The organism is Paenarthrobacter sp. AT5 (assembly GCF_032764245.1).
Taxonomy (GTDB): domain Bacteria; phylum Actinomycetota; class Actinomycetes; order Actinomycetales; family Micrococcaceae; genus Arthrobacter; species Arthrobacter ureafaciens.
Genome location: NZ_CP136441.1, coordinates 667,261 through 682,152, shown reverse-complemented (window position 1 = coordinate 682,152; position 14,892 = coordinate 667,261). Strand labels below are relative to the sequence as shown.

13 protein-coding genes are annotated in these 14,892 nt (G+C 64.8%); 8 read left to right on the top strand and 5 right to left on the bottom strand.

Annotated features, from left to right (window positions below):
• Window positions 1–27 precede the first annotated feature (27 nt).
• Complete coding sequence (locus RI444_RS03265; protein ID WP_021471623.1) at window positions 28–1,218, top strand: Gfo/Idh/MocA family protein; 1,191 nt, start codon at window positions 28–30, stop codon at window positions 1,216–1,218.
• Between the two features lie 2 nt (window positions 1,219–1,220).
• Window positions 1,221–2,219: a sugar phosphate isomerase/epimerase family protein gene (locus RI444_RS03260; RefSeq protein WP_207605136.1), complete on the top strand. Its 999-nt coding sequence runs from the start codon at window positions 1,221–1,223 to the stop codon at window positions 2,217–2,219.
• A gap of 102 nt (window positions 2,220–2,321) precedes the next feature.
• On the opposite strand, the gene RI444_RS03255 is transcribed toward RI444_RS03260, so the two are convergent.
• Window positions 2,322–3,872 carry a molybdopterin-dependent oxidoreductase gene (locus RI444_RS03255; RefSeq protein WP_207605137.1) on the bottom strand — a complete coding sequence of 517 codons (1,551 nt, stop codon included), beginning with the start codon at window positions 3,870–3,872 and terminating at the stop codon, window positions 2,322–2,324.
• Between the two features lie 162 nt (window positions 3,873–4,034).
• Window positions 4,035–5,135 (bottom strand): YeiH family protein, encoded by a 1,101-nt coding sequence (locus RI444_RS03250; protein WP_079941159.1) that lies wholly within the window; start codon window positions 5,133–5,135, stop codon window positions 4,035–4,037.
• 101 nt (window positions 5,136–5,236) lie between these two features.
• Between RI444_RS03250 and RI444_RS03245 the strand changes: the two genes are divergently transcribed.
• A complete protein-coding gene (locus tag RI444_RS03245; RefSeq protein WP_021471627.1) occupies window positions 5,237–6,136 on the top strand; it encodes a LysR family transcriptional regulator in 900 nt (299 codons plus the stop codon).
• Window positions 6,137–6,142: 6 nt separating this feature from the next.
• On the opposite strand, the gene RI444_RS03240 is transcribed toward RI444_RS03245, so the two are convergent.
• Window positions 6,143–6,811 (bottom strand): response regulator, encoded by a 669-nt coding sequence (locus tag RI444_RS03240; protein ID WP_021471628.1) that lies wholly within the window; start codon window positions 6,809–6,811, stop codon window positions 6,143–6,145.
• Window positions 6,808–8,385 carry a sensor histidine kinase gene (locus RI444_RS03235; RefSeq protein WP_069696325.1) on the bottom strand — a complete coding sequence of 526 codons (1,578 nt, stop codon included), beginning with the start codon at window positions 8,383–8,385 and terminating at the stop codon, window positions 6,808–6,810. Before RI444_RS03235 ends, RI444_RS03240 begins: the two co-directional genes overlap by 4 nt.
• A gap of 295 nt (window positions 8,386–8,680) precedes the next feature.
• Between RI444_RS03235 and RI444_RS03230 the strand changes: the two genes are divergently transcribed.
• The 5 genes from RI444_RS03230 to RI444_RS03210 all read left to right on the top strand — a co-directional run bounded on the left by RI444_RS03230 (window position 8,681) and on the right by RI444_RS03210 (window position 12,750).
• Window positions 8,681–9,688 carry a Bug family tripartite tricarboxylate transporter substrate binding protein gene (locus RI444_RS03230; RefSeq protein WP_021471630.1) on the top strand — a complete coding sequence of 336 codons (1,008 nt, stop codon included), beginning with the start codon at window positions 8,681–8,683 and terminating at the stop codon, window positions 9,686–9,688.
• Window positions 9,685–10,188: a tripartite tricarboxylate transporter TctB family protein gene (locus RI444_RS03225; protein WP_021471631.1), complete on the top strand. Its 504-nt coding sequence runs from the start codon at window positions 9,685–9,687 to the stop codon at window positions 10,186–10,188. Before RI444_RS03230 ends, RI444_RS03225 begins: the two co-directional genes overlap by 4 nt.
• Window positions 10,188–11,726, top strand: coding sequence for a tripartite tricarboxylate transporter permease (locus tag RI444_RS03220; RefSeq protein WP_021471632.1), 1,539 nt, complete (start codon window positions 10,188–10,190; stop codon window positions 11,724–11,726). The genes RI444_RS03225 and RI444_RS03220 overlap by 1 nt, the downstream gene beginning before the upstream one ends.
• A gap of 21 nt (window positions 11,727–11,747) precedes the next feature.
• The gene (locus RI444_RS03215) at window positions 11,748–12,140 is read left to right on the top strand and encodes a universal stress protein (RefSeq protein WP_062095095.1); all 393 of its coding nucleotides are present in this window, start codon (window positions 11,748–11,750) and stop codon (window positions 12,138–12,140) included.
• 79 nt (window positions 12,141–12,219) lie between these two features.
• The gene (locus RI444_RS03210; RefSeq protein WP_021471634.1) at window positions 12,220–12,750 is read left to right on the top strand and encodes a GNAT family N-acetyltransferase; all 531 of its coding nucleotides are present in this window, start codon (window positions 12,220–12,222) and stop codon (window positions 12,748–12,750) included.
• On the opposite strand, the gene RI444_RS03205 is transcribed toward RI444_RS03210, so the two are convergent.
• The gene (locus RI444_RS03205; protein WP_207605138.1) at window positions 12,747–14,882 is read right to left on the bottom strand and encodes an amylo-alpha-1,6-glucosidase; all 2,136 of its coding nucleotides are present in this window, start codon (window positions 14,880–14,882) and stop codon (window positions 12,747–12,749) included. The genes RI444_RS03210 and RI444_RS03205 overlap by 4 nt on opposite strands.
• Window positions 14,883–14,892 lie beyond the last annotated feature (10 nt).

Sequence of the window (14,892 nt, the reverse complement as noted above, 5' to 3'; positions counted from 1 at the left end):
ATCCGGCCCTTCTTTAGGAGCATCACAATGAACACGGCGCATACGCCAGCGCTGTCGCAGGACAGCAGCACAGCCCGCCCCCTGGGCGTGGCCGCCATCGGTTACGCCTTCATGGGGAAGGCCCACTCGAATGCATGGCGGAATGTGGCCAGTTTCTTCGACGTCCCGGCCTTTGAGCAGAAAGTGCTCGTGGGCCGGGACGCAACCCAGGTGGCCGAAGCCGCCGCCAAGTACGGCTGGGCCGAATCGGCGACCGATTGGCGTGAAGTCATTGAGCGGGACGACATCCACGTCATCGACATCTGCGCCCCCGGCTGGATGCACGCTGAAATCGCCGTCGCCGCCCTCGAAGCCGGCAAACACGTCCTGGTCGAAAAACCCCTCGCCAATACCCTCGCCGAGGCCGAACTCATGACCGCCGCCGCAGCGAAGGCCCGCGCCCGGGGCGTGCAGTCCATGATCGGCTTCAACTACCGGCGCGTCCCCGCACTGGCCCTGGCCCGGGAGCTGATAGTGGAGGGCCGGCTCGGCACTGTCCGCCACGTCCGCGCCGCCTACCTCCAGGACTGGCTTTCCGACGCCGAATCCCCCATGACGTGGCGGCTCCGCAAGGAGACAGCGGGCTCGGGAGCGCTCGGGGACATCGCCTCCCACGCGATCGACCAGGTCCTCTTCCTCCTCGGCGACGCCGTCACCGAGGTCACCGGCCGCCTCCAGACGTTCGTTGACCACCGCCCCGGCGAGGCAGGACTGGAAGAAGTAACGGTCGACGACGCCGCTTGGGCCACGCTGACCCTCACCTCCGGAGCAATCGCCTCCGTGGAAGTCTCCCGTGTAGCCACGGGACAAAAGAACTCCCTCAAACTTGAGATCTATGGCGACAAGGGCACCATCCTGTTCGACCTCGAAGCCCTCAACGAGCTCGGCTTCCTGGACGCCACCGTTCCCGTGCGGGAACAGGGTTTCCGGCGGATCCTGGTCAACGAACCCGAACACCCGTACCTTGAGGCATGGTGGCCGCAAGGACACATCATCGGGTGGGAACACACCTTCACCCACCAGGTCCGCGATTTCCTCCTGGCCATCCAGGACGGAACCCAACCGTCGCCGTCGTTCGAGGAGGGTCTGAACGTCCAGCACGTCCTGGCCGCTATCGAAGAGTCCGCAGCCGCCAAAAGCTCATTGATCCAACTGTCCAGCACCACCGAAGGAGCCTGACCATGCCCCGCCCGTACACCCTGTTCACCGGCCAGTGGGCCGACCTCCCCCTCGAGGAAGTCGCCAAGCTTGCCTCGGGCTGGGGCTATGACGGCTTGGAAATCGCCGTCTCCGGAGACCACCTGGACGCCTGGCGCTGGGATGAACCCGGCTACGTCGAATCCAAGCTCGAACTCCTGGACAAATACAACCTCAAAGTCTGGGCCATCTCCAACCACCTCAAAGGCCAAGCCGTCTGCGATGACCCCATCGACTTCCGCCACGAAGCAATCGTCGGCTCGCGTGTGTGGGGCGACGGGGACCCCGAAGGCGTCCGCCAACGCGCCGCCGAAGAAATGAAACACACCGCCCGCCTCGCCAAGGCTTTGGGCGTGGACACCGTAGTGGGGTTCACCGGCTCCTCCATCTGGCAGTACGTGGCCATGTTCCCGCCCGTCCCCGAAAAAGTCATCGACGCCGGCTACCAGGACTTCGCCGACCGCTGGAACCCTATCCTGGACGTCTTCGACGAAAACGGCGTCCGATTCGCCCACGAAGTCCACCCGTCCGAGATCGCCTACGACTACTGGACCACTCAGCGCACGTTGGAGGCGATCGGGCACCGGGAGGCGTTCGGCCTGAACTGGGACCCCTCCCACATGATGTGGCAAGGCATCGATCCCGTCTCCTTCATCTGGGACTTCAAGGACCGGATCTACCACGTGGACTGCAAGGACACGAAGGTCCGCCAAACCGGCCGTAACACGGTCCTGGGCTCCCACCTCGCGTGGGGCGACCCCCGCCGCGGTTGGGACTTCGTCTCCGCCGGACGCGGCGACGTGCCCTGGGAAGCATCTTTCCGTGCCCTGTCCGCGATCGGCTACAACGGCCCGATCAGTATCGAATGGGAAGACGCGGGCATGGACCGCCTCCACGGCGCCCCCGAAGCCCTCGCAGCCCTGAAAAAGTTCGACTTCCCCGCCTCGCAAACCTCTTTCGACGCAGCGTTCAACCAAGGCTAGGAAGAGAGGGGCGGGCGTGACCGTCACCGTGAAAACGGCGTCATGCCCGCCCCTCTTTAGGCCAGCAGCCTTTGGCAAGCAGCAAGGGGTGCTTCACGCGCCCTATTCCACAGTGACCATGACTGAGGGCCAGCCGGAGGCTCCATCCGGTACGGGATCGGCGCGTTTGTCTGTCTGCACTTCGCCGGTGCCGTCCGTCGCGCGGGCCCTGACATAGTGGTTGCCGGGCGTTGCGTCCCACTCGTACGACCACTGCCTCCACGTGATGGTGGACGCTTCGTCCGACAGCGTGGCTTCCACCCAGTCGCCGTCGTCTATCTGCACCTCCACTCTGGTGATGCCCCGGGTTTGGGCCCAGGCGGAGCCACCGACAGCGACCTTCCCGGCCGGCAGTTTCGCAAAGGACGCCGGGACGTCCACCCTCGCCATGGTCTTGATAGGTCCCCGCTCGGACCACCCCCGCTCGGTCCAGTAGGCCTTGCTGTCTGCGAAGCGGGTGACTTCCAGGTCGACGACCCACTTGGTTGCGGAGACAAAGCCGTACAGTCCTGGAACCACCATGCGCACCGGGTAGCCGTGTTCGAGGGGCAGGGGTTCGCCGTTCATGCCGATGGCCAGCATCGCATCCCGGCCAGCCTCCTGCAGGACTTCCAACGGAGTGGAGGCGCTGAACCCGTCAATGGAGCGGGACAGGACCATGTCCGCGCCCTCCTTCGGGCGGGCCTTGGCCAGGACATCGCGCAGGGGCATCCCCAGCCATTTCGCGTTACCGACCAATTTTCCGCCCACCGGGTTGGAGACGCAGGTGAGCGTGACGTGCGATTCGATCAGCTCCGCGTCGAGCAGGTCCTGGAAAGTCAGCGTGATCTCCTCTTCGACCATCCCATGGACCCGGAGTTCCCAGTCCTCAACGTTGATTTCGGGAACGCTCAAGGCTGTATCGATCCGGTAGAAATCCTTGTTTGGCGTCAACCATGGCAACACACCCTTCACCGGCGACTGGACATTCGCCGGTACGGGGGCAGCTGGCCTGGAGGGCACAGGAAGCCTTAGTGCATCCCGGGCCTGGGCGATGTTATTCCGGGCCGTGCTCAGCAACCGGCCACCGGTAGCAGCGATACCGGCCGCCGCCGCCGTCACACCGGCAGCGGCAAGGAAGCGACGGCGGCTGGTGACGCGGCCGCCGTCGGGAGTGTCGGCGTCGGTTGCCATATCCGCCGGGATTTCCGGCCAAGCCTTCAACCGCCACACCGGCAGGAGAAGCAGGCGCAGGACCGCCAGCCCGGCAAAAGTTCCTGCAATGGATGGAATAGCGTCCGCGGGTTGCACCCCGGCCCGCGTTAGGACACAGGCCACGATCACGGCACCCATGAACAGCACGCCCAGGACCCCCAACGCCCACTTCCGGTAGGCAACCACACCCAACACACACGCCAGAACCGCAATAGTCAGGCCCATCCCAACCAAGAGAGCGGCCTTGTCATTGGTACCGAACGTTGCGATCGCGAAATCCTTCAACCACGGCGGCGTGAAATCAATGAAGGTGGCCCCCAGAGCAAACAACGGCGTTGCCCTGGCCGTGAAGAACGCACCGACCAACTCCGCGACGGCCAGAACAACTGCGGCCGATACCACCCCCGCCAGCGCGGCCATACCTTTAGCATCCCTGATCCTGTGCGTATTCCTCGTCATGTATAGAGATTCGGAGCAGCCGGACGTATGGATCGGTGTACAACCCCGCCAGTGGACCCGTCGTCAGAATTACCTGCGACAAGAAAGGCCATATTCGCCGGCAGATCGGGCCCACGTTCCCAGCTAACCAGCCAACACAACAGCCCCCAGGCCCAGAGCCGCAATCAACGCCCACGCGAACAGAGCCATGACCAGGGACCGCGGTCCGGCGTGCAGGAGTTCGCGCACGCGCACCGAGGAACCCAGGCCGAAGAGGGCTGCTCCAAGGGCGATCTCCTGCGCCAGGTTTCCGAAGTCCAGCACCTCCGGCGAAGCCCAGCCGAGGCTGCGGACGGCGATCATGGCCAGGAAGCCCACCACGAACAGGGGAACGATCGGCGGGAACGTGCCCGCATGGTCCGCTGCAGCGGCAGTTGCCCGCCGCCGTCGTCGTTCAAACAGACCTGCGGTGGCGACGATCGGAGCCAGCAGGACCACCCTGGACAATTTGATGACCACCGCGGCGCTGAGTGCAACAGCACCGGCCGTCTGGGACGCAGCCACCACCTGTCCCACATCATGAACCGATGCACCAACCCAGCGGCCAAACGTCACGGCATCCAGGCCCAGGGGGTGCATGAGCAGCGGAAGCGTGCCGATGGCCAAAGTGCCGCACAGGGTTACGAGGGCCACGGGCAGCACCGTGTCCTGGTGCTTCGTTCCCCGGACCGCTGCCATGGCACCGATGGCCGAGGCACCGCAAATAGAGAATCCCGTGGCGATGAGAAGCGGTGCGTCGCCGGGGAGCTTGAAGAGCTTGCCCAAGGCGTACGTACCCGCGAAGGAGAGCAGTACCACCGCGACGATGAGCGCAAAGGACTGCCAGCCGAGGGCCGCGATGTCCCCGAGGCTGAGCTTCAGGCCCAAGAGGACGATGCCGGCACGCATCAAGTGCTTGCCCGCGAATCGAAGGCCGGGTTGCCAGGATCCGTCAACCCATCCCGAGACGCCGGGCAGGTTTGCCGCTGCGATGCCGAGGACCACCGCCAGAGTCATAGCGGGCAGTGACGGCAGTAAGGCGTGGATGCCGAACGCCAGGGCCAAGGCCACGACGCACGCTGCCAGCCCGGGCGCCAGGGAACGGACAGGCCCACGACGCCGGCCGCCACGTCCGCCGCGCCCGCCCCACCCGGGGGTCGCAGTGGCTTCCGATGCGGCGGAGGTCCGCGGCCGTATTGTGCTCATGGTTCCACCTTCCCCCGAATCCCCTCCCAGCGGTAGCCGCCCTTTTGGCCTGAACCCATGCGCAATTGACATGAGCTAAGGGGCGCACATATCTTCCAAGCATGAGCAACCGCCCGGACCTGACCGCGTTGGAAATCCTTGTCCTGGTGGCGGAGACCGGTTCGTTGGGGGCTGCGGCTAGGCGCGTCGGGATGGCCCAGCCGAACGCCAGCCGGGCCCTTGCCCGGCTGGAACGCCAACTCGGCCTCACCCTTGTGGTCAGGACTCCGGCCGGTTCACGGGTCACCACCGAAGGGGAGGTGGTGACTGCCTGGGCCCGCGAGGCACTTGGTGCGATGGACCGGATGATCCTTGGCGCCCGGTCCTTGGCTGCGGAGCAGGCCGCCCACCTTACGGTTGCGGCCAGCCTGACCATCGCCGAGTACCTCGCACCGCGCTGGCTGGCACGTTTCCGCAGGGCACACACGGACCTGCACGTGAGCTTGGCGGTAGGGAATTCGGGAGAAGTCCTTGAGCAATTGGCTGCACGGAAAATCCCCTTGGGCTTCGTTGAAACCCCCACAGTTCCGCGCACTGTGGCGTCAACTACGGTGGCCCGCGACGAGCTGGTTGTGGTGGTCGGAACGAGCCATCCATGGGCGCGGCGACGCACTCCCGTGGAGCCCGGCGAACTGATTGCCGCGGAGTTGGTGCTCCGCGAAGTCGGCTCGGGAACCCGCGACACCCTGGTCCGGGCGTTGGAGCGGTCCGGCACCCCGTTGGCGGCAACGAGCATGGAACTTGCCAGCACGGTGGCGGTCAAAGCGGCGGCCGTTGAAGGTTCGGCGGTGGCTGTGTTGAGCGAACTGGCTGTGACGGCGGAGCTTGCCACGGGCCAACTCGTGGCAGTGCCCGTCCAAGGGCTGGATCTCTCCCGTTCACTGCGGGCTGTCTGGCTGCCCGAGCGACGCCCGGAGCGGACGGCCGCGGAGTTGATCCGCATCGCCAAGGCGAGCAAGTAAACGCACTCAACGCCCCTTGAGCACGTAGCGCCTTTCCGGACGTCCGACGCCGTACTTCAGCTTCACGTCAACGGCGCCGGCATCGTGGAGGTACTCAAGATAACGCCGCGCGCTCACCCGCGATGTGCCCAGTTCTTCTGCGACTTCGGCGGCTGACAGGTCCCCGGAAGCAGCCTTCAGTGTTTCCTCCACCCGTTCCAGGGTCTCCACGCTGCACCCCTTGGGCAGCGTCCGCTCGGAGGTTCCCAGCCCAAAAACCCTGTTGACGTCGGATTGCTCAGCTTCGGCTTTTGAAGAGTCCAGGCCGTGGTACGCGTGCAGGTAATGCTCGAGCCGCTCCTGGAGGTCGGCCTGGGAGAAGGGCTTGATGAGGTAGTGGACAATGCCGCCGCGGAGGGCCTTGCGCACCGTTTCCACTTCGCGGGCTGCACTGATGACCAGGACGTCCAGGTCCGGAGCCACCTCCCGTAGCCTGTGCATGAGGTCAAGTCCGTTGGCGTCGGGCAAGTGGATATCCAGCAGCACAAGGTCCGGTTGCAACCGTTGTGTTTCCAGCACGGCCTGCGCGCCCGTATGCGCCACTCCCAAAACGGCAAATCCCGGAGTCCGTTGGATGAAGCCGGCATGCACTTTGGCCACCATGAAGTCGTCATCGACAATCAGGACCTTGATCACGGGCGTACTGCCTCCTTCATGAAACGCGCAGCGAACACGGCACCGTTATGGTTCGATACCGACAGATCGCCGCCGCTGCGCCTGCAAATCACCCGGGAGATTGCCAAACCGAAACCCCGGGAATCCCCGGGCCCTGGCTCCTTGGTGGAGAAGCCCTGCGAGAAGATCTGTTCGGCATCGCCGTCGGGAATCCCGGGACCATTGTCCCGGACGGTGACGCGGACCTCGTCACCGGACTCGACCACCAAGACGCTGACCGTTGCCCCGGGGAGTCCGGTGACGGCGTCGAACGCGTTGTCCACCAGGTTCCCGACCACAGTAGTGAGGTCGCGGGAAAGTTCCTCCGCTACGCGCGGCAGCGCGGATCCCGGATCAAGCTGCAGTTCCACCCCGCGCTCCGTAGCGAGGCTGGACTTGGCAATCAACAAGGCCGCGAGCGCCGGGTCCTGGATCCTGCTGGTCACTTCATCATTTAGCCTGGTGCGGTCCACGGTGGCGCCGTTGACGAACTGGATCACGGATTCGTACTCCTCCAGTTGAAGCAGCCCGGAGATGACATGGAGCTGGTTGGCGAACTCGTGGGCCTGGGCACGGAGCGTGTTGGTTACTGTCCGGGTTGCCCCGAGTTCGCGCTCCAAAGAGGACATTTCCGTCCGGTCCCTGAGCGTCGTGACCGAACCCATGTCCCTTCCGCGGGAGGTGAGCGCAACCCTGTTCATGACCACCAGCCGATCACCCACCAGAACCAACTGGTCCGGGTCCGTCTGGTCCCTGGCCAGCACCACTTTGAGCGCCGGGTCGACGGGCAGCGAGGCGAGTCGCTGTCCGACGCAATCCTCGGGAAGCCCCAGGAGTTGCCGGGCGCTCTGGTTGGCCACGGTAATCCGCCCGTGGGGATCCAAAGCGACCACGCCCTCTTTCAGGCCTTGCAGCATGGCCTCCCGGTTTTCCACGAGTCCGGTGATCTCGCGTGGTTCCATGCCCAGGGTCTGCCGCTTGACGCGCCGGGACAACAAGAGCGAACCCGCAACACCGAGGATGCTGGCCACGCCGAGGTAGGTCAGGAGGTTGGGCGCGGCGTCGCCGAGTCTTTCCAGGGTTGAGGGGTAGTTACGGCTGATGGAGGCTATGCCGATCATTTCACCGGAATCGTCCAGGACCGGCACGTGGGCGGAAAGGACCGGGCCGGTGCTGCCGGCGAGGACTCCGGTCCAGGCCCGGCCTTCCTTCACCCGGCTGTCGCCAAGGGGCAGAATTTTGCCTACCAACCCGGGATCGGAGGCGGTGACCACCGTCCCGTCCAGTTTCGCGAGGGCAACCTGGCCCGAGCCGGAGACTGTCCGTACCGACTCGGCGACGGCCGGAAGGGCGGAACCGGCGCGGGGTTCCGCCGTCGGGAGCAGTTCACGGACGGTGGGGTTGTTCCCCAACGCTTCGGCAGCGGACAGTGCCCTGCGCCCCTCGGTGCGCTCGAAGGCGGCGGCGGATTCAGCCAGCGAAATAGCTGCGACGGCCACGAGCACGGCGAGCACGATCAACAGCTGCAGCAGAAGGTACTGTCCGGCGAGGGACATGCCTCTTCTTCGAGCCAGTCGGGTCACTGCTTGGTCCTTTGGGTGATTTCCAGGTTTGCCGGATGCCGATGGGCTTCGATGCGTTCACGGGACATCCGCCATGGAGTACCGGAACTATACCCCTGAGCGGGTCTTTTTGCCTCTTACTGCGTGAACGCAATGAACTTAAAGATCACTGCGAACACAAGGGTGATCCACGTCACCGGCCGTCCTAGCATCGACCGCAGGGCAGGAACCCGAGGGAACCTGCACAGAGATTCGATGAAGAATTTTTTTCACTGAGAAGAGGAACATCATGCGCCAGATCCGCGCATTGCGCATTGCCGCCGTTGCAGCCGGCATCGCCCTGATGGCTACCGGTTGTGGTGCCACCAGCAAGAGCTCCACCGGCACCGAAAGCACCGGTGCGGCCAAACCCATCAGCGGTCTGCAAATCATGGTCCCCAACACCCCCGGCGGCGGATACGACACCACCGCCCGGGCCGCGGCCAAGGTCCTGGACAACGAAAAGATCGCCAGCAACACCGAGGTCTTCAACTTGGCCGGAGCAGGCGGCACCGTGGGCCTGGCGCGCGTGGTCAACGAGAAGGGCAACGGCGATCTGGCCATGCTCATGGGCCTGGGCGTGGTGGGAGCCAGCTACACCAACAAGTCGGAATCCAAACTGACCCAGACCACTCCCCTGGCACGCTTGATCGAGGAACCCGGCGCCATCATGGTCAGCAAGGACTCCCCGTACAAGACCATCGATGACCTGGTGAAGGCATGGAAGGCCGATCCCGCTTCCATTTCCGTGGGCGGCGGCTCCTCGCCGGGCGGCCCGGACCACCTCCTGCCCATGCAGCTGGCCGGTGCCGTGGGCATCGACGCTACCAAGGTGAACTTCGTTTCCTACGACGGCGGTGGGGACCTCCTGCCTGCGATCCTCGGCAACAAGCTGGGCTTCGCAGCGTCCGGAGCCGGCGAGTACCTGGAGCAGATCAAGTCCGGCGAAGTCCGCGTTCTGGCTACCAGCGGCGAAAAGCGGTTGGACGGCGTGGACGCACCAACGCTCAAGGAGTCCAACATCGACCTCGTCTTCACCAACTGGCGTGGCGTTGTGGCACCTCCGGGCATCAGCGATGAGGACAAGAAGTCCCTGATCGCGGCCTTGGAAAAGATGCACGAATCCGCAGGATGGAAGGAAGCCCTGAAGACCCACAGCTGGACGGACGCCTTCATCACCGGTGACGAGTTCCAGACCTTCCTGACCGACCAGGACAAGCGGGTGGCCGACGTCCTCACCAAGCTTGGCTTGGCGTGAGCACTGCAGTAAAAGGCCTCAAGGGCCGCGCCGAGCTGGGAGTTTCCCTCCTGCTCGGCGCGGCCGGGGTCCTGGTCTTCCTGGACGCCAACGGCCTGGCCACCCCGTACTCCAAATCGGACCCGGTTGGGCCCAAGACTGTGCCGTTCATCGTCGCAGGCCTCTTGCTGGTTTGTGCCGTTCTGCTGGCCATCAACGTCCTCCGCGGCGGCAAGGGTGAAGCCGAAGGCGGCGAAGACGTCGACCTGGCGCACCCCGCCGATTGGAAGACGGTCCTCCCCTTGGCGGGCGCCTTCATCCTGAACATCCTGCTCATTGACTGGGCCGGATGGGTGATCTCCGGAACTCTCCTCTTCTGGGGCAGCGTTTTGGCCCTGGGCAGCCGGCGCTATGTCCGTGACGGCCTGATTGCCCTGGCACTCTCCCTGCTGACCTTCTACGGCTTCTACCTCGGCCTGGGCATTGCACTGCCCGCCGGGCTTCTGGAAGGAATCCTCTGATGGACGTCCTGTCCTCGCTGATGGACGGTTTTGCCACCGCCCTGACCCCCATGAACCTCCTGTACGCCATGATCGGCGTACTCCTCGGCACCGCCGTTGGTGTCCTCCCCGGCCTGGGACCGGCCATGACCGTGGCCCTGCTCCTGCCCGTGACGTACGCGTTGGAACCTACCAGCGCTTTCATCATGTTCGCCGGCATCTACTACGGCGGCATGTACGGCGGTTCCACCACCTCCATCCTGCTCAACACCCCGGGTGAGTCATCCTCCGTTGTCACAGCGATTGAAGGCAACAAGATGGCCAAGGCCGGGCGGGCCGCCCAAGCGCTGGCCACGGCAGCCATCGGCTCGTTCGTTGCCGGCACCATCGGCACCGCCTTGTTGGCCGTCTTCGCGCCGATCGTGGTCAAGTTCGCCGTCAGCCTTGGCGCCCCCAGCTACTTCGCCATCATGGTCCTGGCCCTGCTCGCAGTCACGGCAGTCCTTGGTTCGTCCAGGCTCCGCGGCTTCGCATCACTGGCACTCGGACTGGCCATCGGCCTGGTGGGCATCGATTCGGTCACCGGCCAGCGCCGTTTGACCTTCGGCCAGCCGCTCCTGGCCGACGGCCTGGACATTGTGGTTGTCGCCGTCGCCATCTTTGCTGTTGGTGAGGCCCTCTGGGTAGCCGCCCACCTTCGCCGCAGCCCATTGCACATCATTCCCGTAGGCCGCCCCTGGATGGGGAAGAAGGACTGGAGCCGTTCCTGGAAGCCGTGGCTCCGCGGCACCGCGTTCGGCTTCCCGTTCGGCGCCCTTCCCGCAGGCGGAGCGGAGATCCCCACCTTCCTCTCCTACGTCACGGAGAAGCGGCTAAGCAAGCACCCCGAGGAGTTCGGAAAGGGTGCAATCGAGGGCGTCGCCGGTCCGGAAGCCGCCAACAACGCAGCCGCCGCAGGCACCCTGACCCCCATGCTGGCGCTGGGCCTGCCCACCAACGCAACGGCCGCCGTCATGCTCGCAGCCTTCACCACCTACGGCATCCAGCCGGGACCGCAGCTCTTTGCCAGCCAGGGACCGCTGGTGTGGGCCCTGATCGCCAGCCTGTTCATCGGCAACCTGCTGCTGTTGCTCATCAACCTGCCGCTGGCTCCGCTGTGGGCCAAACTGCTCCAACTCCCGCGGCCCTACTTGTACGCAGGAATCCTGTTCTTCGCCACGTTGGGCGCCTACTCGGTGAACCTGCAGGCGTTCGACCTGGTGATCCTGCTGGTCCTCGGTGCCCTGGGCTTCATGATGCGCCGCTTCGGCCTCCCTGTCCTGCCCTTGATCCTCGGCGTCATCCTCGGCCCGCGGATCGAAGGCCAACTCCGCAAGACCCTGCAACTGAGCGCCGGCGACCCCGCCGGGCTCTTCAGCGAGCCGATCGCGATCGTTGTGTACATCATCGTTGCGATCGTGCTGGTTTGGCCGTTTGCGTACAAGCTCATCCGGCCCAAACGTCCAGCCAAGGACCCGCTGCTTCCCGCCAATTCCGGTGCTGCGGACTACAGCGACTAACACCAAGAAACAGGAGAACCCATGACCATCGTGGTGGGATACGTCCCCACGCCGGAAGGTGAGGCCGCCCTGACGCAGGCCATCGCCGAGGCAAAGAAGAGCAACAACCACCTCCTCGTCATCAATTCCTCGAAGGGCGATGCCCTGGTGGACAACCGCTACGCCCAGGAGCCGGACATCCAGGGAATCGAGCAACGGCTTGCAACGCAAGGCATCAGCCACACCATCACGCAACCGGTTCGTGGCCATGACGCGGCGGCCGAGGTCCTGGATGCCGCAGATGAACACGACGCGGATCTGATCGTGATCGGACTGCGTCGGCGCAGCCCCGTTGGAAAGCTCATCATGGGCAGCGTCTCCCAACGGATCCTGCTGGAAGCGGACTGCCCGGTGCTGGCAGTCAAAGCCGACTAGGGGTTTTGCGCACGGAAAATGCCCCTAAGATGCGTTCTTGGGGGCATTTTCCGTACCCGACTCCTGGAGGGACACTGCGTTGACCGAGACTATCCGCACCGCTACAAGCAACGACGCCGGGAAGCTCGCTGAGCTTGCGGCCGTCACCTTTCCGCTGGCGTGCCCGCCGGGCTCCTCCCCGGAGGACATCCAGGCCCATCTGGAGAAGCACCTGAGCGAGGCCAGGTTCGCCGAGTACCTCGCGGACGCGAACATCACCATCCTGGTGCTCGATGACGCCGGCCAACTGAACGGCTACACCATGCTCATCGCCAAGCCCGCCAGCGACCCCGATGTGGCCTCGGTCCTCTCAGCCCAGCCTTCCACCGAACTCAGCAAGTGCTACGTCCATCCCGAACACCACGGCCACGGCGCAGCTGCCCGGCTCATGAAGGCCTCCCTTGCCGATGCGGCAGACAAGGGAGCGGCCGGTGTGTGGCTCGGAGTCAACAGCCAGAACGCCAAGGCCATCCGTTTCTACGAGAAGAACGGCTTCGAACGGGTGGGCACCAAGTCATTCCAGCTGGGCAACACCGTGGAGCACGACTTCGTCATGGAGTACGCGGTCTAGCCGAACAGGTCCCCGGCCAACGGCGGCCGCGGATCGTTGCGCAGCCGCAGGTTTTCCGGCAACCCCGCCACCGACCCCGTGGGCCCGGCTGCCTCGATGGTGATCCGTGAGTCACCCAGCAAGACGTTGTCAGCGCTGAACGTCCCGAAGGATGCGGGGAGTATCGGTGCCAGGTGCAGCACGTCCCGGGTGAAGTCCGGATCGAAGCGCAGCAGGATCCTGGCGAGCTGCACCGGAGCCGCAGCCGCCCATGCCTGCGGGGAACACGCCGTCGGATAGGGAACGGGCTCCGGAAAGTCCGAGCGGTCAAAGCCGCAGAAAAGTTCCGGAAGCCGGCCGCCGAAGTGCTTGGCGGCGTCGAACAATCCGCTGGCAACGCGACTGGCTTCCTCAACGAAGCCATATCGCATCAATCCGGTGGCGACGATCGCCGTGTCGTGGGGCCACACCGAACCGTTGTGGTAGCTGACGGGGTTGTAGGCCCCCATGTCCGAGGCGAGGGTGCGGATCCCCCAGCCGGTGAACATTTCAGGCGACATGAGCCGCTCGGCCACCAGCGGCGCTTTGTCTTCGTCCACGATGCCAACCCACAGGCAGTGGCCCATATTGGACGTGCACGAATCCACGGGCTTCTTGTCCTTGTCCAGGGCGAGCGCGTAATAGCCCTTGTCCGGCAGCCAGAAAGTCTTGTTGAAGGCCTCCTTGAGTGCCTCGGCCCGGTCCGCGCAGCGGCGTTCGACGGCGGTGTCCCCCGCCGCGCGTGCCAGCAGGGAACGGCCCACGTACGCCGCATAGGCGTAAGCCTGGACTTCGCAGAGTGCGATCGGCGCCTCCGCCATGGTTCCGTCGGCGAAGTTGATGCCGTCCCATGAGTCCTTCCACCCTTGGTTGATCAGGCCGTGGGGGTTCGGCCTCTGGTACTCGATGAACCCATCGCCGTCGCGGTCGCCGTACTTCTCCATCCACTCGATCGCCCGGTCGGCATGCGGGAGCAGGGATTCGATGATGTCCGACCCCAGTCCCCAGCGGCTGAGTTCGCCCAGGGTGGAGACGAAGAGCGGTGTGGCATCGGCTGTCCCGTAGTAGGCTGTGCCGCCGAGCGAGAGCCCCGCAGTCACCCCGAGCCTGACTTCGTGGGGTATCCGTCCCGGCTCCTCTTCGGAGTCGATGTCCACTTTGGTCCCCTGCAGGCCTGCCAACGTTTGCAGGGTGCCGGCGGCGAGGCTGGGGTCGACCATGAGTGACATGTAGGAGGCCAGCAGCGAGTCCCTGCCGAACAACGCCATGAACCAGGGCGCTCCGGCCGCTACGGCAGCACGGTCGGGGTGTTTCGCGTCGAAGATCCGCAGGGAGCCGAGGTCGCGCTGGCTCTTCTCCAGCACACCGGTGACGTTGATGTCGGTAACGCGGATGCGGGGAACGTGCTCCTCCCACTGTTCATGGCGTTGCGCGCCGACGCTGTGGCTGAGCGGCGTCGCCGCGGTAAAGGGATTTTCCGGTTCTTTCCCATTGGTGATGGGCAGGGCAATCACAGTGGCGGTCCAGTCGGTCCTGGCAGGGATAGTGACATTGAACGTCAGCCCTTCCTCGGTGACCTTTGCCCCCTCTGCGTGGAAGGAAACGCCCCGCTGCTGTCCGTTTGAGTGGCGGGACTCGATGTACAACCGGTCCTCATGCGCGGTCTTCAGGGTCCCGTCAACGTGTCCGGCGCGACCACCCTTGACGTCAAAAAGGTCCGCAAGATCGGCGTCGAGGATCACTTCGATGGTGCAGTTGGACGGCTCGCTGGAGTAGTTCCGGATAGTGATGTCATCCCGAAGTCCCGAGCCGATGCTGCGCTGGTGCTGGACCAGCAACGGGCTCTCGAACCGGCCGTCCTCAGTGCAGGCCCGGCCCACATATTCTGCTTGGAAAGCCGTCGGATTGCGGGCCACCAAGGGCTCGCGCGGTTCGCCGTTGATGCGCAGTACCCAGCGGGAGACGATTCGGGTGTCCTGGTAGTAAGCGCCCTGCGAACCCCCGGCGTGGACGTCACCTGTATGGGATGAGATGCAGAAGGAAGAGCCTTCGACGACCGTCACCGCCCCCAGTTCGGACGCTCCTGCTTCTGTATCTGCATTCCAGGCTGTCATGGGCGGTGGG

Coding starts and splice junctions, on each gene's coding strand:
- RI444_RS03250 (WP_079941159.1), bottom strand. CDS start 5,135: ATGAGCACAATACGGCCGCGGACCTCCGCCGCATCGGAAGCCACTGCG.
- RI444_RS03220 (WP_021471632.1), top strand. CDS start 10,188: ATGGACGTCCTGTCCTCGCTGATGGACGGTTTTGCCACCGCCCTGACC.
- RI444_RS03205 (WP_207605138.1), bottom strand. CDS start 14,882: ATGACAGCCTGGAATGCAGATACAGAAGCAGGAGCGTCCGAACTGGGG.
- RI444_RS03230 (WP_021471630.1), top strand. CDS start 8,681: ATGCGCCAGATCCGCGCATTGCGCATTGCCGCCGTTGCAGCCGGCATC.
- RI444_RS03235 (WP_069696325.1), bottom strand. CDS start 8,385: ATGTCCCTCGCCGGACAGTACCTTCTGCTGCAGCTGTTGATCGTGCTC.
- RI444_RS03215 (WP_062095095.1), top strand. CDS start 11,748: ATGACCATCGTGGTGGGATACGTCCCCACGCCGGAAGGTGAGGCCGCC.
- RI444_RS03260 (WP_207605136.1), top strand. CDS start 1,221: ATGCCCCGCCCGTACACCCTGTTCACCGGCCAGTGGGCCGACCTCCCC.
- RI444_RS03255 (WP_207605137.1), bottom strand. CDS start 3,872: ATGGCCGCGCTGGCGGGGGTGGTATCGGCCGCAGTTGTTCTGGCCGTC.
- RI444_RS03265 (WP_021471623.1), top strand. CDS start 28: ATGAACACGGCGCATACGCCAGCGCTGTCGCAGGACAGCAGCACAGCC.
- RI444_RS03245 (WP_021471627.1), top strand. CDS start 5,237: ATGAGCAACCGCCCGGACCTGACCGCGTTGGAAATCCTTGTCCTGGTG.